A 17,943-nucleotide genomic window follows, 5' to 3' on the forward strand; every position below is an offset into this window, starting at 1 on the left:
TAAGGTGGTGAACTGTTCTTGCGGCAACTCATGCGTGGTCCAGGTCCGGCCGGCGCCATGGGTCCACATGGGTCATCAGATTGAGCACCCGATGGCGCAGCAGCACGCGTTGCCGGGCCAGCACCGCAATCTCGTGGCCGGCTTCGACCGAGATCGTCGCATCAACCTCGATATGCGCATCGACGACGATCATGTCGCCCATCTTGCGGGTGCGAACGTCATGCACGCTTTGGACGCCAGGCGTCTCCAGCAGGGTTTGGCGTATTGCCTCGACCTCTTGCTCGTCGGCGGCGCGGTCCATCAAATCATGCAGCGCGTCCCAGGCAAAGTTCCAACCCATTTTGCCGACCATGAAGCCGACGATCAACGCGGCAATCGGGTCAAGAATGGGGTAGCCGGCCAAATTGCCGACGATGCCCAAGCCGACCACCAAGGACGACGCCGCATCCGAGCGCGCATGCCAGGCATTGGCCACCAGCATGCTGGACTTGACCCGCTTTGCCACCGCCAACATATAGCGAAACAGGGTTTCTTTGGCGACCAGCGCCGCCCCGGCGACCCAGAGTGCGATGCCATGCACGGTGGCCACCGTTTCGGGTGACTGCAGCTTGAGCACGGCGGACCACAACATCCCCACGCCCACCGCCAGCAGCAGACCGCCCAGCACCAAGGACGCGGCCGTCTCAAAGCGTTGATGGCCATAAGGGTGATCTTCATCGGCATCCTTCTTGGCATGATGACCGGCCAACAGCACCACAAAATCGGCCACCAAATCGGACAGGGAATGGATGCCGTCCGCAACCAAGCCTTGCGACTTTGACAGTACGCCGACAACCACCTGGGTGATGGTCAACACCGTGTTGACAGCCACGCTGACCCAGGTGCTGGTGGACGCCGCGCGCGCTCGTTCTTCGGGGCTGTGCAAGCGGTCTTCGGGGTCATCGGCAAAGTCGTTCTGATTCATCGGGTCGGCGTAAGAGTGTGGGTAAAGGGGGACTGTTGCTGGCTTAGCGTATCGTGGCCGAAGCTTCAGCCGCTCCGGGGCAGCATCCGCAACAAGGTGTTGTCGCGCACGATGTAGTGGTGATACAGCGCCGCAGTGGCATGAAGGCCGATCAGCACATAGCCGATGTTGCCGCCCGTCTCATGCAGCTCTTCCAAGAGTTCGGCGGCCGCTTCGCTGGGCGGCAACAAGGAGGGCAAGAACGGCGGCAATTGAAAGCCAAAGAAGTAGGGCAGCGACTTGCCTTTGGCGCTCAGCGTCATCCAGCCGAGCAGCGGCATCAGCAGCATCAAGCCGTACAAGGCCAGATGCATGGCGGTCGCGGCAAGGCTTTGCCATTTGACCGGTGGCGGCTCTATGCGCGGCGCCGTATCCGTCAGGCGCAAGGCCAGGCGCAGCAACAGCAAGAGCCAAACGCTCAAGCCCAGCATGAAGTGCCAATTTTTCATCCCCTGGCGCAGGCCGCTGCCGCGCGGGAAATAGCCACGTAACTCAATACATGCATAGACAGCGGCAATCAGTCCCAGCATCAACCAATGCATGCCCATGGATAGATTGCCGTAGCGGGTGGAAGTGTTACGCCAGTTCATTGAGTTCCCTGGTAGTTGGATCGAGTTGAACCCCGGACCGCTGGCCTGAGGCATGGAGAAGATGCAATCATGGGCGCGATGCCGTCGCTGCTATATGTGGATTGTCATCGCAGGCCCGATCGATCAAACGGACGAGCCCGGAAAGCTGTCTGACACACCGTCGCCGTCAAGCGCCCAAACTTTGTCGTTTTGCGCTCAAATTTGCGCTCCAGAGAATAGGGAATTGGTCGAAAGCAATGGGTGGCATGGCGTGTGGGCCTTTTCAAAGCCCCAAAAATTTTGTTGCTGAGGCTTGTAATTCCCATTACGCTAACCATCAGCTGCTTGCTGCGGGGTGAACGCTAGAAGCTGTGAACCCTTGTTACCGATCGCTGTTCGATGTGTCTCTTATCCTCTAGAGAAATGGCGCTTACGATGAATTGGAATCAGTTGCGAATTGGTGCTCGGCTCGGCCTCGGCTTTGGCTTGGTCTTTCTGGCGATGGCGATCTTGGTTGTGGTCAGTTATTTGGGGACCCAGTCGACGCTGACACGTATCGGCTCTGCGGTAGATGAATCCAGCCGCAAGGCAATGGCGGTGCAGGAGATGCACATCGCCATCTTGGAGGCCGGCACGGCGATTCGCAACGTTTGCCTGACCGCTGATGTCGCCGAGATGAACAAGAATGGCGAGCTCTTTGACCTCCAGATGAAGAGCTACCGTGAGTCCGAGGCACGCTTGTCCGCGATGCCGCTGGATGACGGGGAGAAATCTGCGGTCGAGCAGGCAAGGCGATTTCGTGAAAAGGCGGAACCGCTGGTCAAACAGGCGCTGGGTATGGCCAAAGCCTTTGACCCGGAGGCGGCAGCGAAGATGTTGTTGACCGAGCTTGCGCCCTTGCAAAAGCTCTGGCTTGCCGAATTCACCAAACTCGGCGTACGCCAGACCGAAAAACGCGAGCAAAGCATGAGCGACACCGCCGCCACCATCGTGCAGCGTAGCGCGGTGGTGGCAGGCGTTTTCGTCGCCTTTATCGTCGCCGGCATCTTGTTTGCGCGGCAGCTGACCCGGTCCATCACCAAGCCACTGAGAGACGCGGCCACCTACGCTGGGCATGTGTCGACCGGCAATTTGTCCGAGTCGATCACGGTTCAAGGTAGCGACGAGGCCGCCGATGTGCTGCGCAGTTTTGGTGAAATGTCTTCTCAGTTGGCCAAGTTGGTGGGGCAGGTCAGGCAGTCGATAGATTCCATCTCGACCGCCTCGAACGAGATTGCCTCGGGCAATCAAGACTTGTCCATGCGCACCGAGCAGCAGGCCGCCACGCTGGAGGAGACGGCCGCTTCGATGTCGGTGCTGACCGAAGCCGTGCGCCGCAATGCCGGCAACGCCGTAAAGGCCGACGGTCTGGCCCAGCAAACGGCGGTGGTCAGTGAAGAAGGCAGCGGCAAGATGATGCAGTTGGAACAGACGATGGGGGCGATCAACCAAGCCTCCAAGCGCATGTTCGAGATCATTTCGGTGATTGACGGCATAGCGTTCCAGACCAATATCTTGGCGCTGAACGCGGCCGTTGAGGCGGCCAGGGCCGGTGAACAGGGTCGCGGTTTTGCGGTCGTGGCGGGTGAGGTGCGCACCTTGGCGCAACGCAGTGCAGCGGCGGCCAAAGAAATCAAGACGCTGATTTCGGATTCGGTTGAACGGGTGGAGCAAGGCAGCCGCCTTGTTGATGACACCGGCCGAACCATGCGAGGCGTGCTTGATAGCGTCAACGCCGTCAAGCAAATGATCGCCGAGATCTCGCAGGCGTCGCATGACCAGCAAGACGGCATCGAGCAGATCAATTCTGCGGTCGGTAACCTTGACCATGGCACGCAGCAGAACGCCGCCTTGGTGGAAGAGGCCGCAGCCGCGGCTATCAGCTTGAAAGATCAGGCCGGGAAGTTGGCCGAGATCGTGCGGGTGTTTCAACTCGCCTCCGACCATCGGTCGCGCTAAAAAGCTAGTTTGCGAGGGCGGGCTGCCTCGCCGGTGACTCTCCTGCTTTCTTGTTCGCGTCTTTTAAAAAGGGGTTTTGCGATGAATTCTTTACGCCGGTCTGTTCTGGTCTCGGCCCTCGGCCTTGGGCTATCGAACATCAGTACTTTGGCTCTGGCTCAGGCCCCGGCCAGAGCTAGCAAAGAAGAGGCGGTGGCGATGGTCAAGAAGGCAGTTGCCTTCTACAAGGCGAATGGCCGCGACAAGACCTTCGCGGAGGTGTCGGATCAATCGGGGCAATTCCGAGACCGAGAGCTGTTCGTGGTGGTCATGGACGCGAAGGCGAATGTGCTCGCGCACGGTGCCTTGAAAAAAATGATCGGCGCCAACATCATGGATCTGAAGGACGTCAATGGCGTGATGATCATCCGCAGCATGTTCAAGGCGGTAGAGAAGGCAAATTCCGGCTGGAGTGACGAGTACTTGTTTCTCAACCCTTTGAGCAAGGCGATGGAGCCGAAATTGAGCTATGTTGAGAAATTTGAAGACATGCTGTTCTTCTGCGGCTACCACTTCCTCAAGTAGGTAGCAGTCCCCCCCCCGCTAGCAAAGGAAAGATGATGACCAAGACCGCATTCAAGTTATTGCCTGTAGCCGCGCTGCTCTTGTGTGGCGCTTCGCAGGTCAGCGCGCAGGAACGAAGCACGGCCGACGAGGCCTTGGCCCTGATCAGTGCGGCGCAAGCCTATGTCAAGGCCAATGGCTTGGAGAAGTCCATCGCGGAATTCAACAAGCTCGACGGCCCGTTCAATTCCAAGAGCGATATCAACAAAAAAGGCGACCTCTATTTATTCTCGGTCGACCCCAAGGGATTTCAAGCCATCCATGGCAAGAACCCAAAAATCGTCGGCAAGGTCACGTTGGATATGAAGGATTCCGACGGCGTGATGTTGATTCAAGAGCTGGTGAAGACCTGTTTCTCCTCCAAAGAGGGCAAGGGTTGGACGGCCTACAAATGGCCCAACCCCTTGACCAAGGTGATCGAACCCAAGCAGGCCTATGTCGAGCGGGTGCCGAATGTGCCTGACTTCTGTCTTGGCACGGGCATCTACAAGTAATCGCGTAGTTGATGGGCGCGCCGGGCCGGCGCTGCCCCGCCTACCATGGTTTGCAAATTTGCAAACCAGCTTTGCATCAATGTTGTAAAAAAAAGGCCTTGGGCTTTCTAGACTCCGTGCTTGATCAACCTTGATGAAGCGAGTCACAGATGCCCACCCCTGGAAGTGCAGATATCGGCCCAAGCGCCGCCAATGATTTTGACTTTTTCATCGGCAATTGGCGGGTGCAGCATCGTCGCTTGAAGCAGCGTTTGCTTGCCTGCCAAGAGTGGGAGGCCTTTGAGGGTAGCTCGGCGGCGCAAAAAGTGCTGGGCGGCCAAGGCAATCTGGATGACAACCTGCTTTGCATGGCCGAGGGCGCCTACCGGGCGGTGACCCTGCGCAGCTTCGATGCGGCCAGCGGACTCTGGTCGATCTGGTGGTTGGACGGGCGCCATCCGGGTCGGCTGGATGTGCCTGTGGTCGGTGGCTTCAGCGACGCCAGCGGCGAACGCATTGGCCTGTTCTATGCCGACGACACATTGAACGGCCAGGCCATTCGCGTGCGCTTCTTGTGGACGCCGCGCTCCGAGTTGGGTCAACCGCGCTGGGAGCAAGCGTTCTCTGTCGATGGTGGCTTGAGCTGGGAGTCGAACTGGGTCATGGACTTCAGCCGCCTTGACGCGGCGCCGGGGCTCGAACCTTGCCTGTGATCGAAATCCGAAGCTACCGGCTTCGGGCCGGCAGCCGCGAGCACTTTCATCAACTGATCATCCAGCAGAGCTTGCCCTTGATGCAGGCCTGGGGCATGGACGTAGTGGCTTTTGGCGCCTCGCAACATGATGACTGCAGCTACTACCTGATCCGGGCCTTTGCCGATCTGGCCGAGATGGAGGCTAGCCAAGCGGCATTTTATGCAAGCCCCGCTTGGCGCAGCGGGCCGCGGGAGGCGATTGTTGAATTGATCGAAACCGACAGCAACGTGGTGCTGGCGCTGAGCGCGGCGGCGATTGATGCGCTGGCAAATGGCTGTTTAATCAGGTCGGGCGTGGCGGACATATTGCACTCAAGACCTTGAGAAGGAGTCGGGACCATCGATCAAGATGGCTCGGAAGTCGTTGACGTTGGTCAGCGTTGGGCCGGTCACGACCGAGTCGCCCAGAGCCTGGAAGAAGCCATGGCCGTCGTTGTTGTCCAGGCTTTGGCGCGGGTGGACGCCTTGCGCCCAGGCGCGTGCCAGGGTGTCGGGCGCCAGCGTCGCTCCGGCAATTTCTTCGGCACCGTCGACGCCGTCGGTATCACCGGCAATCGCATGCACGCCGGGAAGACCGTCGAGCGCGAGCGCCAGTGACAGCAGGAATTCGACATTGCGCCCGCCCCGACCTTGACCCTTGACGGTTACCGTGGTTTCGCCGCCGGACAGCAGCACGCAGGGCGTTTGAAACGGTTGACCATGCAACTGCACTTGTCGAGCGATGCCGGCCAAGGCCCTGCCGACTTCGCGGGCTTCCCCCTCCAGGCTGTCGCCCAGGATATGGGGTGTATAGCCGGCGGCACGGGCCACAGCAGCGGCGGCTTCCAGGGCCGATTGCGGCGCCGTGATGATGCGGGTTTCGCAAGCATCCAGGCGGGGATCGCCGGGCTTGACGCTCTCGCCCTGGCCGCTTTCGAGCAGTGCACGCACGGCGGAGGGGACCGGAATGCGATAGCGATCGATGATGGCCAACGCGTCGGCGCAGGCGCTCGGGTCGGCCACCGTGGGGCCGGATGCGATGTCGATCGGCGAGTCGCCCGGCACATCGGAGATCAGCAGGCTCAGTACATGAGCCGGGTGGCAGGCGGCGGCCAGCCGTCCGCCCTTGACCTTGGAGAGATGGCGGCGCACGCAGTTCATCTCGGCAATGCTGGCGCCGCAGTCCAGCAAGGCCCTGTTGACTGCCTGCTTGTCCGCGAGGCTGAGGCCATCACCCGGCGCAACCAGCAGCGCGGAGCCGCCGCCGGAGATCAGAGCGATCACCAGATCATCGGCGCTCAGCCCGGTGACCAAGCCTTGTATGCGCGCGCTGGCCTGCAAACCCGCCGCGTCCGGAATCGGGTGGGCGGCTTCAACGATCTCGATATGCCGGCATGGCACTGCATAACCGTAGCGGGTGATAACCAAACCTTCGAGCGGGCCCTCCCAATGCTCTTCCAGCGACCGGGCCATGGCCGCCGAGGCCTTGCCCGCTCCGATCACGAGCGTACGCCCCGGCGGGCGTGCCGGCAGATGGCGAGGCAGGCACAGCGCGGGCTGAGCGGCGGCAATCGCTGCATCGAACAGGCTGCGCAGCAGGGGCCGGTGATCGATCGGAGGGGGCAATGTCATGAAATCTCCAAAAAAGCTTAGGCGCGTGGCCGGCTGGCGGGTGCCTGCTGCCCGCGCGTTGTCAGCAGCACCAGTATGCCGCCCAGGAACAGGCTGCCGGCCATCACATACAGCCCGGCCGGTTTGATGAGTTGCGGCAGCCCGAAGCTGCTTTCCTGCGTGGCATCCTTGCCTCGGAGGTCATTGGCAGCAGGCGCCGCCCTTCACTGGTGAGCAGCCGGCCGGTCGGCGCGCGCTCAAAGAGCAAAACACCCCGCTCGTCCTCGAAGCCCTTGATCTGCTCGGACAGCGCCTCAGCGCAGCGGCAGCAAGCTCAGCTTGCTGCGCGTGTGCGTTGCCACATCCGCCTCGGCCAAATGCTGGTTTCGGTATTGGCCAAGTGCGTGCATCTGCGCTTGGTCGGCATAGTGGCGGTCGCCCCAAACGCCGCTCTGTCCGACCGGGTTGATGCCCAGCGATTCGGCCGGCCTGGCCAGATCAATAATGCGTCGCGTCGACGGACCGTAAACCACGGCCCAGGGCGCCGGGCCGATCCGGGCGGCCATATTGTTGGGGGTCTCGTGGCTGCCCGGCGCCGCGAAGGGGCCGACATTGAAGACCCGGTCGAGTGGCTTTTGCAGGCCCAGCGGGTGGCCATGGGTGACGGTATGGGCGCGACCCCAGGTCCAGCTCTTGGCATCGGCTCCGAAGGTCTGGCGCAGGTGAGCCAGGCTCAGGCCCCAGGCCTCGGCGACGATCTCGGCCTGCGTCTCCACCGCTTTGGTGTCGCGCTTGTCCCACCAGGGCGATGTTGGATCGGCCATCAGACGTGGCAGTGCATGGTCGAGCGCGCGGGTCAGGCGCAGATTGTTGAAGACTGTTTCGCCCAGCTCATCTTGCAGGGCCAGCCGCGCCAGCTCGAACAGGAACTGCTGAAACAAGACCGGCGCGCGCAGCTCGGTCTTGTAGGCGCCGTCCCAGGCGGCCATCTCCTCGACCAAGCCCTGTTCCGGCACTTGTCGCAAGAGCGGTATGAGCGGCTTCAGCACGCGCTGGCTATAACCGGTCTGCACATCGAGCTGCAAGGCCTTGCTGTTGCCGGCCGCCCATTTGATGGAAGGGTCACGCAAGAGCGAATCGAGCCGTTCGGCGCGGTCCCAGAGGTTGTAGTAACCGGGCACTTGCAGGGCGCCGGCCGGTTGATGATTGGCCGAGATGACATAGCCGCGCGCCGGGTTTTCTTCCTGCGGGTTCTGGGCAAAGGGCAAGAATCCGAGCTTGTCGGCCTCGCTGCTCGCGCCGTCCAGAATGAAGCTGGGGTTCACGCCGGCCGGGCGGACGGGGAGCTTGGCGGCGGCCCACCAGGCGATATCGCCGGCGGCATTGGCCCACACCAAGTTCAGGCCCGGCGCATGGATTTGCGCGGCGGCTGCCCGCCCCTTGGCCAGGCTATCGGCACGGTTCAGCGCGTAAAAGCCCTCCAGCACCGGGTTCTCGGTTTCCAGAAAAGCCCACCAGAGCGCGACCGGAGTTTCCCCGACCGCGCCGGCCAAGGCGTCATTGATGATGGGGCCGTGCTTGGAGCGGCGCAGCAGCAGCTTGACCGGCGCGGCGCCCTTGACCTCGAGCAGTTCCTCGCGCGATTGCAGCGCCTGCCATTGGCCTTGATGCCAGACCTCATTCGGATTGGCCGGGTTGAGCTTTTCGGCCACCAGGTCCACATCATCGTTCTGGAACATGGTCAGGCTCCAGGCAAATTTATCGTTATGCCCCAGCAGAGCCAATGGGTTGAGCGCCTGGTGGTGACCGTAAAGCTCGAAGCCGGGGCATTTGAGATGCGCCTCGTACCAGACTGCCGGGGTGGCGAATTGGATATGCGGGTCGCCCGCCAGCAAGGGCTTTCCGCTCACGGTGCGTGCCCCTGCCACCGCCCAGGCATTGCTGCCCTCGAACAGTGGCTGGCCGGCGGCTTCCAAGGCGTCTTGGCTGAGCCGGGCCAAGCGGCCCAGGTCTTGCCAGTCGCCGGGGCGCAGCTGTTGGCGCAAGACGCCATCGGGTCGCCACGCCAGATCGAAAATCTTCAGATAGTCGGACCCGAGCTGGTCGCGGATCTGCGTCAGCACCGGCTCGGTGCGAAAGGCTGCCGCGAAGCTGTAGGCGAGGTAACCGCCAATGCTGACGGTGTCGGCCGGCGTGAACGGGCGTTTTTTGATGCCGATGATATCGAACTCAAGCGGCGCCGGCCGGCTGTCCTGGAACTGGTTGACGCCGTCCAGATAGGCCATCAGCGCGCGCTTGGCCGGCGTGTCGATCTGCGCGAACTCACGTGCCGCATAGGCGTCGGCATGGGCGCGAATGCCCAAGGTGCGAAACAGCCGATCGGTCTCGACCAGCTTGGGGCCGAAGATGGCGGCCAGCTCGCCGCGTGAGAGTCGCCGCAGCATTTCCATCTGGAACAAGCGGTCCTGGGCATGGACATAGCCGAGCGCAAGGTACATATCGACCTCGTTCTGAGCCTCGATATGGGGCACGCCAAATTCGTCATAACGCACGGTGACGGCGGCTTGCAGTCCGGCCAGAATCAGCTCGCCCGAACGCTGCGGCTGCTTGCTGTGGACATGCCAGCTCAGTGCAGCGGCGATGGCTGCCAAGAGCAGCAGCAGGAATACAAAAAATTTGGTGGTGCGTTTCATCGGCGGCTTAAGACAGAGCTGACCCAATCAGCCATTGCAGCACAGTCCGCCCACCTTGCGTATTAGGTTATGTCTGCAGCTAGCGCAGTGGCTGGCTCAAGCCAGCGGGTGCACGCCCCCGTTGGCGTCGGTATAGATCATGCTGACGGTGTCTTGCATTGAAAACGAGCCGGTCACGTATTTGTGCTTGAGGTGGCACAGCTTGCGCCCGATCACCAGGTCCACGTCGCCCTCAACGCCAACGCTGACGTCGATGCGGGCTTCTTTGACATCCGCCAACTGGTGCTCGACGGCGTCTTTTTCTTGCAAGCTCATGGCCCAGACCCGCAGCGCTTCTTGCCAAGCCGGCCTAGCCTTTGCCAACATGCCCTTGGGGTCGCCGTTCTTGCTCAAGAACTGCACCAGCAGTTCGAACTTTTCGGCCTCGGCTTTTTGCTTGGCCGCCAGTTGAACCAAGTCGGCAAGCTTGTCCTCCAGCTCGGGATCGAGACCCACCTGGAGCCGGGTGCGCCCGCCCGCGCTGGCGCCCAGCGTCGGCACCTTGATGCGCATTTTTGCCCGCGCCGACCCGCCGGCCAAGCGGCCGCGCTGGCGAGATTTTTCACCCACCGAAATCTGCGCGCCGGCCTGCAATTCGCTATGCAGCGCGCTGTCATCAATCACGATCGCCAGGGCCGCGTGCACGGTTGAATTCTCGACAAACCTGACCTCGACCGAGGCTCCGGCCTGGAGGCTGGCGCGTGCGATCGCGCCGCCTTGGATGCGAATATCGCCGCCGGCCTCAAGAATCCCGCCCTCGACGGTGCCTTGCACCAGGATGTCGCCGGTGGCCGTGACCTTCATGCCGGCCACCACATCGCCATCAATCTGCACCGTGCCGTCGAAGTTGACATTGCCCGAAGCCATATTGACGCCGCTGACCTGGAATAGTTGTTCCACGCTGACCGCATTGCCCAGTCGCACCGGTTGACCCTTGGCGGTGGCTCGCAAGAGGTTGGCGTCGCTGGGGTCCAGCGCCGCGCCAAGTAGCGGCATGGTGAAGGGCTCGTCGAGGCCGGGCTCTGCCGGCAAGGCTTGGCCGCGTACGTTGACGCCGGCCTCGCCGGCGCTGGCAGGCGTGCGGCGCATCAAGAGCTGGCCGGGCGAGACGACCGGGACCTCGCCATGCTCACGGAAGTCGACCATGCCTTGTGCGTTGACCTTGGGCGCGCGCTCCCTATGGTCTTCAATCAAAAGCTCGAAGCTGGCGTCGGCGCCGCGCACGGGCGCGCGCCCGACGGCGGCAACCAGCTGTTGCGCAGAGGTCGCCCGGCAAGCTTCGGCCAGAGCGCTTTCATCAATGCCATGCGTGACGCCGGCCGAGGCCAACTCGCTCATCAACGCATCGAGTTGTATTGGCAGGCCGCTGTCGCTCGGTTCCAGCGTGACGCTGGCGCTCATCTCATCGGCAGCGATCTCGACCAGGATCTTGGCGGGGCTGCGAAGCGCCAGCTGCATCTCGACCGGCTCGGGCTCGGTATTGCAGCGCGTCAGGGCGAGCGCCAAGGTCGCGTCGTCAAGCCGCCAGTTGCCGGCACCGACCTCGGCGATCAGGGCCAGCAGGCTGGCCGCATCAAGAGCCGGTCGGCCGGCCACGGCTTGGCAGCGCAGGCGCAGCGCGGCGTCCGACTCGAACAGTTCAAGCCCTGGAATCGGTGCAAGCATGACTGTCTCCTTCGATGCGCCAACAGTTCAATAGTAAGCCGCCGAGCGCGGCTTTGGGCGGCTGAATTTAGGTGTGTGCTAACTCACTGCGGCTGTACCGGCGCCAGTGTTGCCCAGTTGCATCGCGCTAACAGGATCAACAGCACACCTGCCAGCAAGGGCACGGTGTAAATCAAACCCTCGGCCAGATTCATGAACACCGGCTTGCTCAGCAGCGGCGAGCTCCAAGCGGCCAATTCCTCAAGGTATTTGCGTAAGTACAGCGCCAGCAGCAAGGGGGCGAGCCAGATGCTGGCACGACGCAGCGTTGCACCCGCTGCTGCCCCTAGTACCTCGCGCCCGGCCAGCATGAACAAGGCCGCGACCACAAACACCAACGTGAAGAAGGTATTGAAGATCGCCTGGGCTGCGCCGGTGTCGGCCCGGAATGCCCAATAAGGCAACCAGGCCAGACACAGCAGGCCCAGCCCGAAGGCGCTGCGGCGGGCCCGCATGCCGGCATGGGCGTCGCCTATTTGCTCGCGCTCGGAAGCGGGCTTTTTCATCAAGGGCAGCAAGGCCAGGCAGGCGAGACCAAAAACCGCGTCAACCGCCAAGGTCAACGGATAACCCCAAGCCTCGATGGCCAGACCCTGCCAAGTGGCGGTGTAGGCAATCGCCAGATTCATCAGTGCCATATAGGCGGTGAACTGCGTGGCGGCCACCTTGGGGTTGGTCACATCCATGAACAGCGCCGAGCGCACCCCATACATCAGACCCAGGAAGATATTGAAGGCGATGGTTGACACCCACAGCGCCGTCACCAGCGCCGCCGGCACCTCGATTGCGCTGCCAGGCTCGCGCGGCATCACATAGCCATGCTGCTCCAAGACCATCATCAGATACAGCACCGGCAGGCTCATCAAGACAATACTCACGCTCAATACCCGGCGGCGCCCCAGGCGGTCGGACAGCATGCCGCCTATCACCATGGCAGCGGCGCTTGCGATCGTGGAGAACAGCTGCAGCCAGGCGACCTGGTCATCGTTCAGGCCCAGCTCGACCGACAGATTCGACTGCAAGGCGAGGCTCAAGGACATCGCGCCGGCCGGCAGCAGCGCAAAAAACACGCCGGCAAAGGCCCCGCGCGTGCCCAAAAAAGATCGGAAAGCCGCCATCGCAAAGTCGCGCATCTCGCCAGCGGCGTGGCGCAGACCCGAGGCGGCCTTGTTGGCGGTTTCCGCCGTCGCTTGAACCAATGCTTCCTTCATCGGCAGCACCACCAGGCCCGTAACGGCCAAAATACACAGGGCAACAAAAATGAAGCTGGACTGGAAGCCGATATAGGCCATCAAGAACAGCACGCCGCTGCCGCCGACCGCCTGGCCAACCGAGGCACCCGCAAACATCAGGCCATTGGCCAGGCCGCGCTCATCTTCTTGCAACACATTGCAGGCCAAGGAGTCGATCGCTACGTCTTGCATCGCGGCAAAGGTGTTGTGCAAGAGCAGGATCGCGGTGAACAATGCCAATTGATCGGGCAACTTGAGAAAGATCAGCACCGCCAAGGTGGCCGCCATCATCACTTGGGTGCCGAAGATCCAGGCGCGCCGATGGCCAAACCGCTCGGAGCGGAACACATCGACCAGCGGGCCGAACGCCCATTTGAAGGCCCAGGGCAGGTAGAAGGCCGCCACAAAGGCACCGATCTCGGCCGGGCCCACGCCCATGCGGCGCAGCTGAGTCGCCACGGCTGTAGCGGCGAAACCCAGCGGTATGCCCTCGGTCATGTACAAAAAGAAAAAGGCCGACAAGCGGCCGTTCCGGGTGCCCAGCAGATTGGGGAGTCTCATTCTTGGTCGGCGCGGGTCTGCGCCCCTTGGCAATCAAAGTGGGCGGATTATCGGCGGCTGGCGCGAAACAGACAGGCGGTTTACCCAGGCAAGGCACCGACGCGGGGGCGTAACCTTTTCGCCCATATGCCCTTGAGTTGGTGGGCTCAGGCGAGCCGGTTGCTCAGGCCTTGCGCGCAGCGGGCCGCAAACTGGTCAGTGTTTCCACCCGCTTGAGCAACTCGCGGTCGTTCCAGGGTTTCTTGAAGATGCCGTACAGGCCTTGCACCTGGTGCACTCGGGCCTGCATTTCGTCATGGCCGGTGATGGCAATGATGGGCATGTCCTCGGTGTCCAGATTGCCTTGCACGGCAGCGATCAGCTCGAAGCCGTCTTTATTGGGCATCTCCAGATCGGTGATCAAGACCGCAAAGGGCTGCTCGGCCAGCCGATCAAGTGCCTCGACACCGTCTTTGGCCAGCGTTACGCGATAGCCCGCACCCTGGAATAACTTGCCCAGCTTGGCGCGCGCCACGGCCGAATCGTCGACCAAGAGCAGTGCGGCGGGCTCGGGTGGCAGAGCTGGTGCGACTGGCGTTGGCGGTTCAGCTGTACCGGTGGCTGGGCCGTCATCCCCGCGGCGGCTGCTGATGATGAAGACCACAATGGCCAAGGGAACCGCAATCAATAGCGGCAGTAAATAAGGGCCCAATAATTCAGGCAGGTCAAACGGCATGGTTTTCTAGCTCCAATACACGGAGGCGCCAAGGTCGGCCGCCGTCAGATCGTCCAATCTAACACCTGCTGTCAGCGGCTAAACGCAAAAAAGCCGGCGCTAGGCCGGCTTGTCCGTCTCGCAAGATCCAGCAGGGATCAGCGCTTGTTGTCGCTGCCGACGAATTTGTAGGCAAGGGCGCCCAGCACCGCACCGGCAATCGGGGCGACCCAGAACAACCACAGTTGCTCAACCGCCCAGCCACCGACATACAAGGCGACGGCCGTGCTGCGAGCCGGATTGACCGAGGTGTTGGTGACAGGGATGCTGATCAGGTGAATCAGGGTCAGGCCTAGGCCGATGGCGATAGGGGCGAAACCGGCCGGCGCGCGCTTGTCGGTGGCGCCCAGAATGATGATCAGGAAGAAGGCGGTCAACACGACTTCAGCGAGCAGCGCGGCTTGCATATTGAATTTGCCCGGCGAGTGCTCGCCAAAACCGTTCGATGCGAAGCCGCCGGCCAGATCAAAACCTGCCTTGCCGCTGGCGATCAGGTAGAGCACGCCGCCGGCCGCCAGGCCGCCCAGCACTTGCGAGACGATGTAAGGCAGCAGCTTGCCGGCAGGGAAGCGCCCGCCTACGAACAGGCCAATCGACACGGCTGGGTTGAAATGCCCGCCGGAAATATGGCCGACGGCGTAGGCCATCGTCAACACGGTCAGGCCGAAGGCGAGCGACACGCCAACGAAGCCGATGCCCAACTCCGGAAACGCAGCCGCCAAAACGGCACTGCCGCAACCCCCGAACACCAACCAGAACGTACCCAGAAACTCTGCGCCGTAAGCTTTCATATTGTTCCCCCTAAAGATGTTGAAGATTGCCGGGCCCTGTTTTGTATAGGCCCAGCGGCGCGCCATGATGCCGCAAAAACCGTGACGTTTGTCACGGGCTGACCCTTAGGCCGGCGCAGTTTGTCTAAGAAATTGAGAACAAGTGGCGTTTCCTGCGCCTCGAAGGGGCCCTATCCGATACCTCCTTTTTGGGGTTTGAAGTCTCGGCGAAGTTCTGGCCAAATCTGGCCGCGGCAAATAAAGAGGCAATCATGCCTCGGTGCCGAGACCTAATCGTCAAGGGAGACACAACATGAATGTTCGTTTCGCATCGCGCTCACAAGGCGCAGACAGCTCGGGCTCCACCAAGCTCTACGGCGCGGTCAGCACGGCCGCTTTGCTCAGCACTTTGTTGTTGACTGCCTGCGGGGGCAGCATCGTTGACGCCATCGTCGATGACCTGACCTGCGCCGTCACCAATTGCAAAGATTCCGCGACGCTGAACGTTGACGAGATCAGCCCGAAGTTCACGATCACGCAGGACAACGGTCAGGTCAAGGTCGAAGGTCGACTCGGCTACACCGCCAACCTGATCACCGTTGTGCATCCCAGTGGCAACGACCATATGTCGGCCAGTGTTGGCAATCAGCGCCGTGATCTCGTGGACGAAGACGGCAAACGGACGAACTACAGCGTGTTCTTGGCCGATGCCAGCGAGCAGCCGATAGTGACCGCCAACTTTGTGCGCGGCAGCGAGCTGCACGGCAGCACCGTCACCATGCCCAAGACCTTCAGCGTGGTGGCGCCCCTCGGCACACCGCTGATCAGCCGCTCAAGCGGAAAATTCCTGGTACAGATGAGTCAGCCCTATACGAACCAGATGGGGGTCAGCGTCAGCATGGTCTGCAAGCGCGTCGACGGCAGCAGCTTCGATAGCAAAAACGAGCCGCTCAGAAGTTCGCCCGAAGGCAATGGCTACCGCATCAGCACCTTGGACTTGGATATGGCTTTGAATCACGCCAGCGTCAATTTCAATCCCAACAGCCCTAACGCCTCATTGGTGCAGACTTGCGAGCTGACGTTTCAATGGATGCTGAGCCAGACCGGCACCGTTGCCTCGACGCTGAACCGCCACAGCAGCATCGTGGCCGAGCGCCGTGTCAAACAAACGGCAAGTTACGACGCCCGGCTCTGAAGGCGGCTCAACAGGCCACGCGCCAGCCAGCCTTGCAGCGCCTGCACGACCGCAGCGGCGGCAAGGTCAGTGCCGACCGTCAGCGCTGCCTGCTGGCAAATCGCCTCAAAGTCTTGACCGGCCGCCAGCGCCTGCAGCAACTGCGCTTCCAGCGGCTCAAGCGAGCGCCAATAGGTCTCCAGCCCTTCGCGCCAGACCAGCAGATGATGATCCAGGGCGGCCGGCTCGCGCAGCTCGGGTGCGGGTTCCGCTGAGTCCGGGTCATGGGCGCGCAGGGCGCTCCATGCCGGCTCGATCGCCCAGTTCATCGCCAGCAATCGCACGCTGGGGTGGAGCTCGAATACCAGCGCAGGCCATTCCTCGGGCGCAAGCGCCGCCAGCTGCGCGAAGCTCAAAAGAGCTGCATCGGCACTATCGAAGGCCGCGCGCAAGGCCCAGTCCATGCGGGCAAAGTCGACCATGCAGGGATGCGTCAGCTCGGCGGCAAACTCATCCGCCATGAAGTCGGCCAAGCTCTCGCCAAACCAGCGTATCGAAGGCTGGCGCGACGGCCGCGCTTGAATATAGGCCAGGCCCAAGGCGTCAAAGCTTTCGTCACCGAGCGCGCGTTGCAGGACGGTGAAGTTATCGCGCAGCGCCGCCAATAAGCGGGCGCGAAAGGCCTCCCGATAGACCGTCAGGCCTACGTTCGGTTCTTGTAATAAATGCTCCGCCGCCGAGCCCTCGCAGACCGCCGCCTGCAAGCCTTGTTGCTGCGACCTCAGCACCGCGCTCATGCGGCCAGGGCGCTTGTTGCACCTTGCTGGTCGCGTCCGATGGTCTGCGCGAGCCGCCGCGCCTGATCCAGCTCCAGCAACAGATCGGCCAGCGGCGGAATCGCGTCATCGCGTTCAATCATCGTCGGCCGCTCGCCAATGCGCCGCAGCGTGTAGCCATAGAGTTGCCAGACCGCATCGCAGATCGGGTGGTCGTGGGTATCGATGACGATGTCGCCACGGTCCTCATGGCCGGCCAAATGGATTTGCACCACTTGGCTGGCCGGCATCAGATCGATATAGGAGCGCGCATCAAAACCATGATTGCGGCTGGAGACATAGACGTTATTGACATCCAGCAGCAGCTTGGCCCCGCTGCGCCGCAGCAACTCGGCCACAAACTCGGCCTCGCTCATTTCGTCGGTGGCGAAGCGCACATAGCTGGACACGTTCTCCAATACCAGCGGCCGCTGCAGCAGCTCTTGCACTTGGGCGATGCGGGGGGTCAGGTGTTGCAGCGCTGCCTCGGTATAGGGCATGGGCAGCAGATCGTGCAGATTGCGGTGGTCAACACCGGTCCAGCACAGGTGGTCCGAAATCCAGGCCGGCTCGACACGAAAGGCCAGCGCTTTCAGCTCACGCAAGTAATCGAGGTTCAGGGGGTCGGAGCTGCCAATCGACATCGACACGCCATGCATCACCATCGGGTAGTCGCGCCGGATACGGTCCAGATGGTGCAAGGGCTTGCCGCCGGGCACCATGTAATTCTCGGAGATGATCTCCAGCCAGTCGGGCTTCAGCGCGGCCGGCAGCGGCGCATCGGGGTTGGCAAAGTCGGCATAGTGTTCGGTCCTGAGTCCGAGGCCGAAACCCTGCAGGGGGCTGTGTGGCATTGAATGCTCCAAATCGCAAAGGGTCGAGCAGCAAGTACCGCCCGCCCATGCCGCACTTTTAGCCGGCAACCTTGCCGCCGGCCTTGGTGCACTCCTCGGCCGACTTCTTGCTGTTCCAGCCTTGGCCCTTGCAGCTGTTGTGGCCTTTGCATTCGCTCTTGGCGGTCTTGCAGTCGGAGGTGCCCTTGCAGCTGTTGATGCCGGAACACTTGACCATGCCCTCATCGGCAGCTTGGGCGACGGTCGCGAAACCGGCGGTGGCGAACAGTGCAGCCGCGGCGGCCGCGATGCTCAGGCCAGTCTTGATAGATGCTTGCATGTGAATCTCCAGTATGGTGATGTTCAAGTTGACTTAGA

The 17,943-nt window shown here is 61.9% G+C and carries 17 protein-coding genes; 6 read left to right on the plus strand and 11 right to left on the minus strand.

Features of this window, described 5'->3' with window-relative positions:
* Nucleotides 1–28 precede the first annotated feature (28 nt).
* Nucleotides 29–964, minus strand: a complete 936-nt coding sequence (locus tag LNV07_RS07635; protein ID WP_263570587.1) for a cation diffusion facilitator family transporter — start codon at nt 962–964, stop codon at nt 29–31.
* 65 nt (nt 965–1,029) lie between these two features.
* Entirely contained in the window at nt 1,030–1,593 is a 564-nt protein-coding gene (locus LNV07_RS07640; protein WP_263570588.1) for a cytochrome b, read from the minus strand.
* Nucleotides 1,594–2,007: 414 nt separating this feature from the next.
* Here LNV07_RS07640 and LNV07_RS07645 point away from each other — a divergent pair, with 414 nt between their 5' ends.
* The 5 genes from LNV07_RS07645 to LNV07_RS07665 all read left to right on the plus strand — a co-directional run bounded on the left by LNV07_RS07645 (nt 2,008) and on the right by LNV07_RS07665 (nt 5,724).
* Nucleotides 2,008–3,570 carry a methyl-accepting chemotaxis protein gene (locus tag LNV07_RS07645; RefSeq protein ID WP_263570589.1) on the plus strand — a complete coding sequence of 521 codons (1,563 nt, stop codon included), beginning with the start codon at nt 2,008–2,010 and terminating at the stop codon, nt 3,568–3,570.
* A gap of 33 nt (nt 3,571–3,603) precedes the next feature.
* The gene (locus tag LNV07_RS07650; protein WP_263570590.1) at nt 3,604–4,134 is read left to right on the plus strand and encodes a cache domain-containing protein; all 531 of its coding nucleotides are present in this window, start codon (nt 3,604–3,606) and stop codon (nt 4,132–4,134) included.
* Between the two features lie 35 nt (nt 4,135–4,169).
* Nucleotides 4,170–4,667, plus strand: coding sequence for a cache domain-containing protein (locus LNV07_RS07655; RefSeq protein WP_263570591.1), 498 nt, complete (start codon nt 4,170–4,172; stop codon nt 4,665–4,667).
* Nucleotides 4,668–4,816: 149 nt separating this feature from the next.
* Entirely contained in the window at nt 4,817–5,359 is a 543-nt protein-coding gene (locus LNV07_RS07660) for a DUF1579 domain-containing protein (RefSeq protein ID WP_263570592.1), read from the plus strand.
* Nucleotides 5,356–5,724 (plus strand): NIPSNAP family protein, encoded by a 369-nt coding sequence (locus tag LNV07_RS07665; protein ID WP_263570593.1) that lies wholly within the window; start codon nt 5,356–5,358, stop codon nt 5,722–5,724. The genes LNV07_RS07660 and LNV07_RS07665 overlap by 4 nt, the downstream gene beginning before the upstream one ends.
* Here LNV07_RS07665 and LNV07_RS07670 read toward each other — a convergent pair.
* From LNV07_RS07670 to aqpZ, 6 genes are all read right to left on the minus strand, one after another.
* Nucleotides 5,713–7,011 carry a glycerate kinase type-2 family protein gene (locus LNV07_RS07670; protein WP_263570594.1) on the minus strand — a complete coding sequence of 433 codons (1,299 nt, stop codon included), beginning with the start codon at nt 7,009–7,011 and terminating at the stop codon, nt 5,713–5,715. The two genes, LNV07_RS07665 and LNV07_RS07670, sit on opposite strands and share 12 nt — an antisense overlap.
* Nucleotides 7,012–7,304: 293 nt before the next feature.
* Nucleotides 7,305–9,683 (minus strand): penicillin acylase family protein, encoded by a 2,379-nt coding sequence (locus LNV07_RS07675; protein WP_263570595.1) that lies wholly within the window; start codon nt 9,681–9,683, stop codon nt 7,305–7,307.
* Nucleotides 9,684–9,779: 96 nt separating this feature from the next.
* A complete protein-coding gene (locus tag LNV07_RS07680; RefSeq protein ID WP_263570596.1) occupies nt 9,780–11,387 on the minus strand; it encodes a DUF342 domain-containing protein in 1,608 nt (535 codons plus the stop codon).
* Between the two features lie 83 nt (nt 11,388–11,470).
* Nucleotides 11,471–13,219 (minus strand): MFS transporter, encoded by a 1,749-nt coding sequence (locus LNV07_RS07685; protein ID WP_263570597.1) that lies wholly within the window; start codon nt 13,217–13,219, stop codon nt 11,471–11,473.
* Nucleotides 13,220–13,382: 163 nt separating this feature from the next.
* Nucleotides 13,383–13,934, minus strand: a complete 552-nt coding sequence (locus tag LNV07_RS07690) for a response regulator (RefSeq protein WP_263570598.1) — start codon at nt 13,932–13,934, stop codon at nt 13,383–13,385.
* A gap of 137 nt (nt 13,935–14,071) precedes the next feature.
* Nucleotides 14,072–14,764, minus strand: a complete 693-nt coding sequence (gene aqpZ / locus LNV07_RS07695) for an aquaporin Z (protein WP_263570599.1) — start codon at nt 14,762–14,764, stop codon at nt 14,072–14,074.
* 292 nt (nt 14,765–15,056) lie between these two features.
* Between aqpZ and LNV07_RS07700 the strand changes: the two genes are divergently transcribed.
* Nucleotides 15,057–15,938, plus strand: a complete 882-nt coding sequence (locus LNV07_RS07700; RefSeq protein ID WP_263570600.1) for a hypothetical protein — start codon at nt 15,057–15,059, stop codon at nt 15,936–15,938.
* Here the strand turns inward: LNV07_RS07700 and LNV07_RS07705 are convergent.
* Genes LNV07_RS07705 through bufA2 form a run of 3 tightly spaced genes read right to left on the minus strand, consistent with a single transcriptional unit; the run spans nt 15,920 to nt 17,905 of the window.
* A complete protein-coding gene (locus LNV07_RS07705) occupies nt 15,920–16,714 on the minus strand; it encodes an HvfC/BufC N-terminal domain-containing protein (protein WP_263570601.1) in 795 nt (264 codons plus the stop codon). The genes LNV07_RS07700 and LNV07_RS07705 overlap by 19 nt on opposite strands.
* Nucleotides 16,711–17,586: an MNIO family bufferin maturase gene (bufB, locus tag LNV07_RS07710; RefSeq protein WP_263570602.1), complete on the minus strand. Its 876-nt coding sequence runs from the start codon at nt 17,584–17,586 to the stop codon at nt 16,711–16,713. The genes LNV07_RS07705 and bufB overlap by 4 nt, the downstream gene beginning before the upstream one ends.
* 58 nt (nt 17,587–17,644) lie before the next feature.
* Nucleotides 17,645–17,905 (minus strand): BufA2 family periplasmic bufferin-type metallophore, encoded by a 261-nt coding sequence (bufA2, locus tag LNV07_RS07715; RefSeq protein ID WP_263570603.1) that lies wholly within the window; start codon nt 17,903–17,905, stop codon nt 17,645–17,647.
* Between the last annotated feature and the right edge of the window lie 38 nt (nt 17,906–17,943).

The organism is Roseateles oligotrophus (assembly GCF_025717515.1).
Taxonomy (GTDB): domain Bacteria; phylum Pseudomonadota; class Gammaproteobacteria; order Burkholderiales; family Burkholderiaceae_C; genus Paucibacter_A; species Paucibacter_A oligotrophus.

Excerpts from the sequence above, each read along its gene's own strand:
- aqpZ (WP_263570599.1), bottom strand. The coding sequence starts at position 14,764 with ATGAAAGCTTACGGCGCAGAGTTTCTGGGTACGTTCTGGTTGGTGTTC.
- bufA2 (WP_263570603.1), bottom strand. The coding sequence starts at position 17,905 with ATGCAAGCATCTATCAAGACTGGCCTGAGCATCGCGGCCGCCGCGGCT.
- LNV07_RS07635 (WP_263570587.1), bottom strand. The coding sequence starts at position 964 with ATGAATCAGAACGACTTTGCCGATGACCCCGAAGACCGCTTGCACAGC.
- bufB (WP_263570602.1), bottom strand. The coding sequence starts at position 17,586 with ATGCCACACAGCCCCCTGCAGGGTTTCGGCCTCGGACTCAGGACCGAA.
- LNV07_RS07705 (WP_263570601.1), bottom strand. The coding sequence starts at position 16,714 with ATGAGCGCGGTGCTGAGGTCGCAGCAACAAGGCTTGCAGGCGGCGGTC.
- LNV07_RS07690 (WP_263570598.1), bottom strand. The coding sequence starts at position 13,934 with ATGCCGTTTGACCTGCCTGAATTATTGGGCCCTTATTTACTGCCGCTA.
- LNV07_RS07685 (WP_263570597.1), bottom strand. The coding sequence starts at position 13,219 with ATGAGACTCCCCAATCTGCTGGGCACCCGGAACGGCCGCTTGTCGGCC.
- LNV07_RS07670 (WP_263570594.1), bottom strand. The coding sequence starts at position 7,011 with ATGACATTGCCCCCTCCGATCGATCACCGGCCCCTGCTGCGCAGCCTG.
- LNV07_RS07680 (WP_263570596.1), bottom strand. The coding sequence starts at position 11,387 with ATGCTTGCACCGATTCCAGGGCTTGAACTGTTCGAGTCGGACGCCGCG.
- LNV07_RS07640 (WP_263570588.1), bottom strand. The coding sequence starts at position 1,593 with ATGAACTGGCGTAACACTTCCACCCGCTACGGCAATCTATCCATGGGC.
- LNV07_RS07700 (WP_263570600.1), top strand. The coding sequence starts at position 15,057 with ATGAATGTTCGTTTCGCATCGCGCTCACAAGGCGCAGACAGCTCGGGC.
- LNV07_RS07675 (WP_263570595.1), bottom strand. The coding sequence starts at position 9,683 with ATGAAACGCACCACCAAATTTTTTGTATTCCTGCTGCTGCTCTTGGCA.
- LNV07_RS07660 (WP_263570592.1), top strand. The coding sequence starts at position 4,817 with ATGCCCACCCCTGGAAGTGCAGATATCGGCCCAAGCGCCGCCAATGAT.
- LNV07_RS07645 (WP_263570589.1), top strand. The coding sequence starts at position 2,008 with ATGAATTGGAATCAGTTGCGAATTGGTGCTCGGCTCGGCCTCGGCTTT.
- LNV07_RS07655 (WP_263570591.1), top strand. The coding sequence starts at position 4,170 with ATGACCAAGACCGCATTCAAGTTATTGCCTGTAGCCGCGCTGCTCTTG.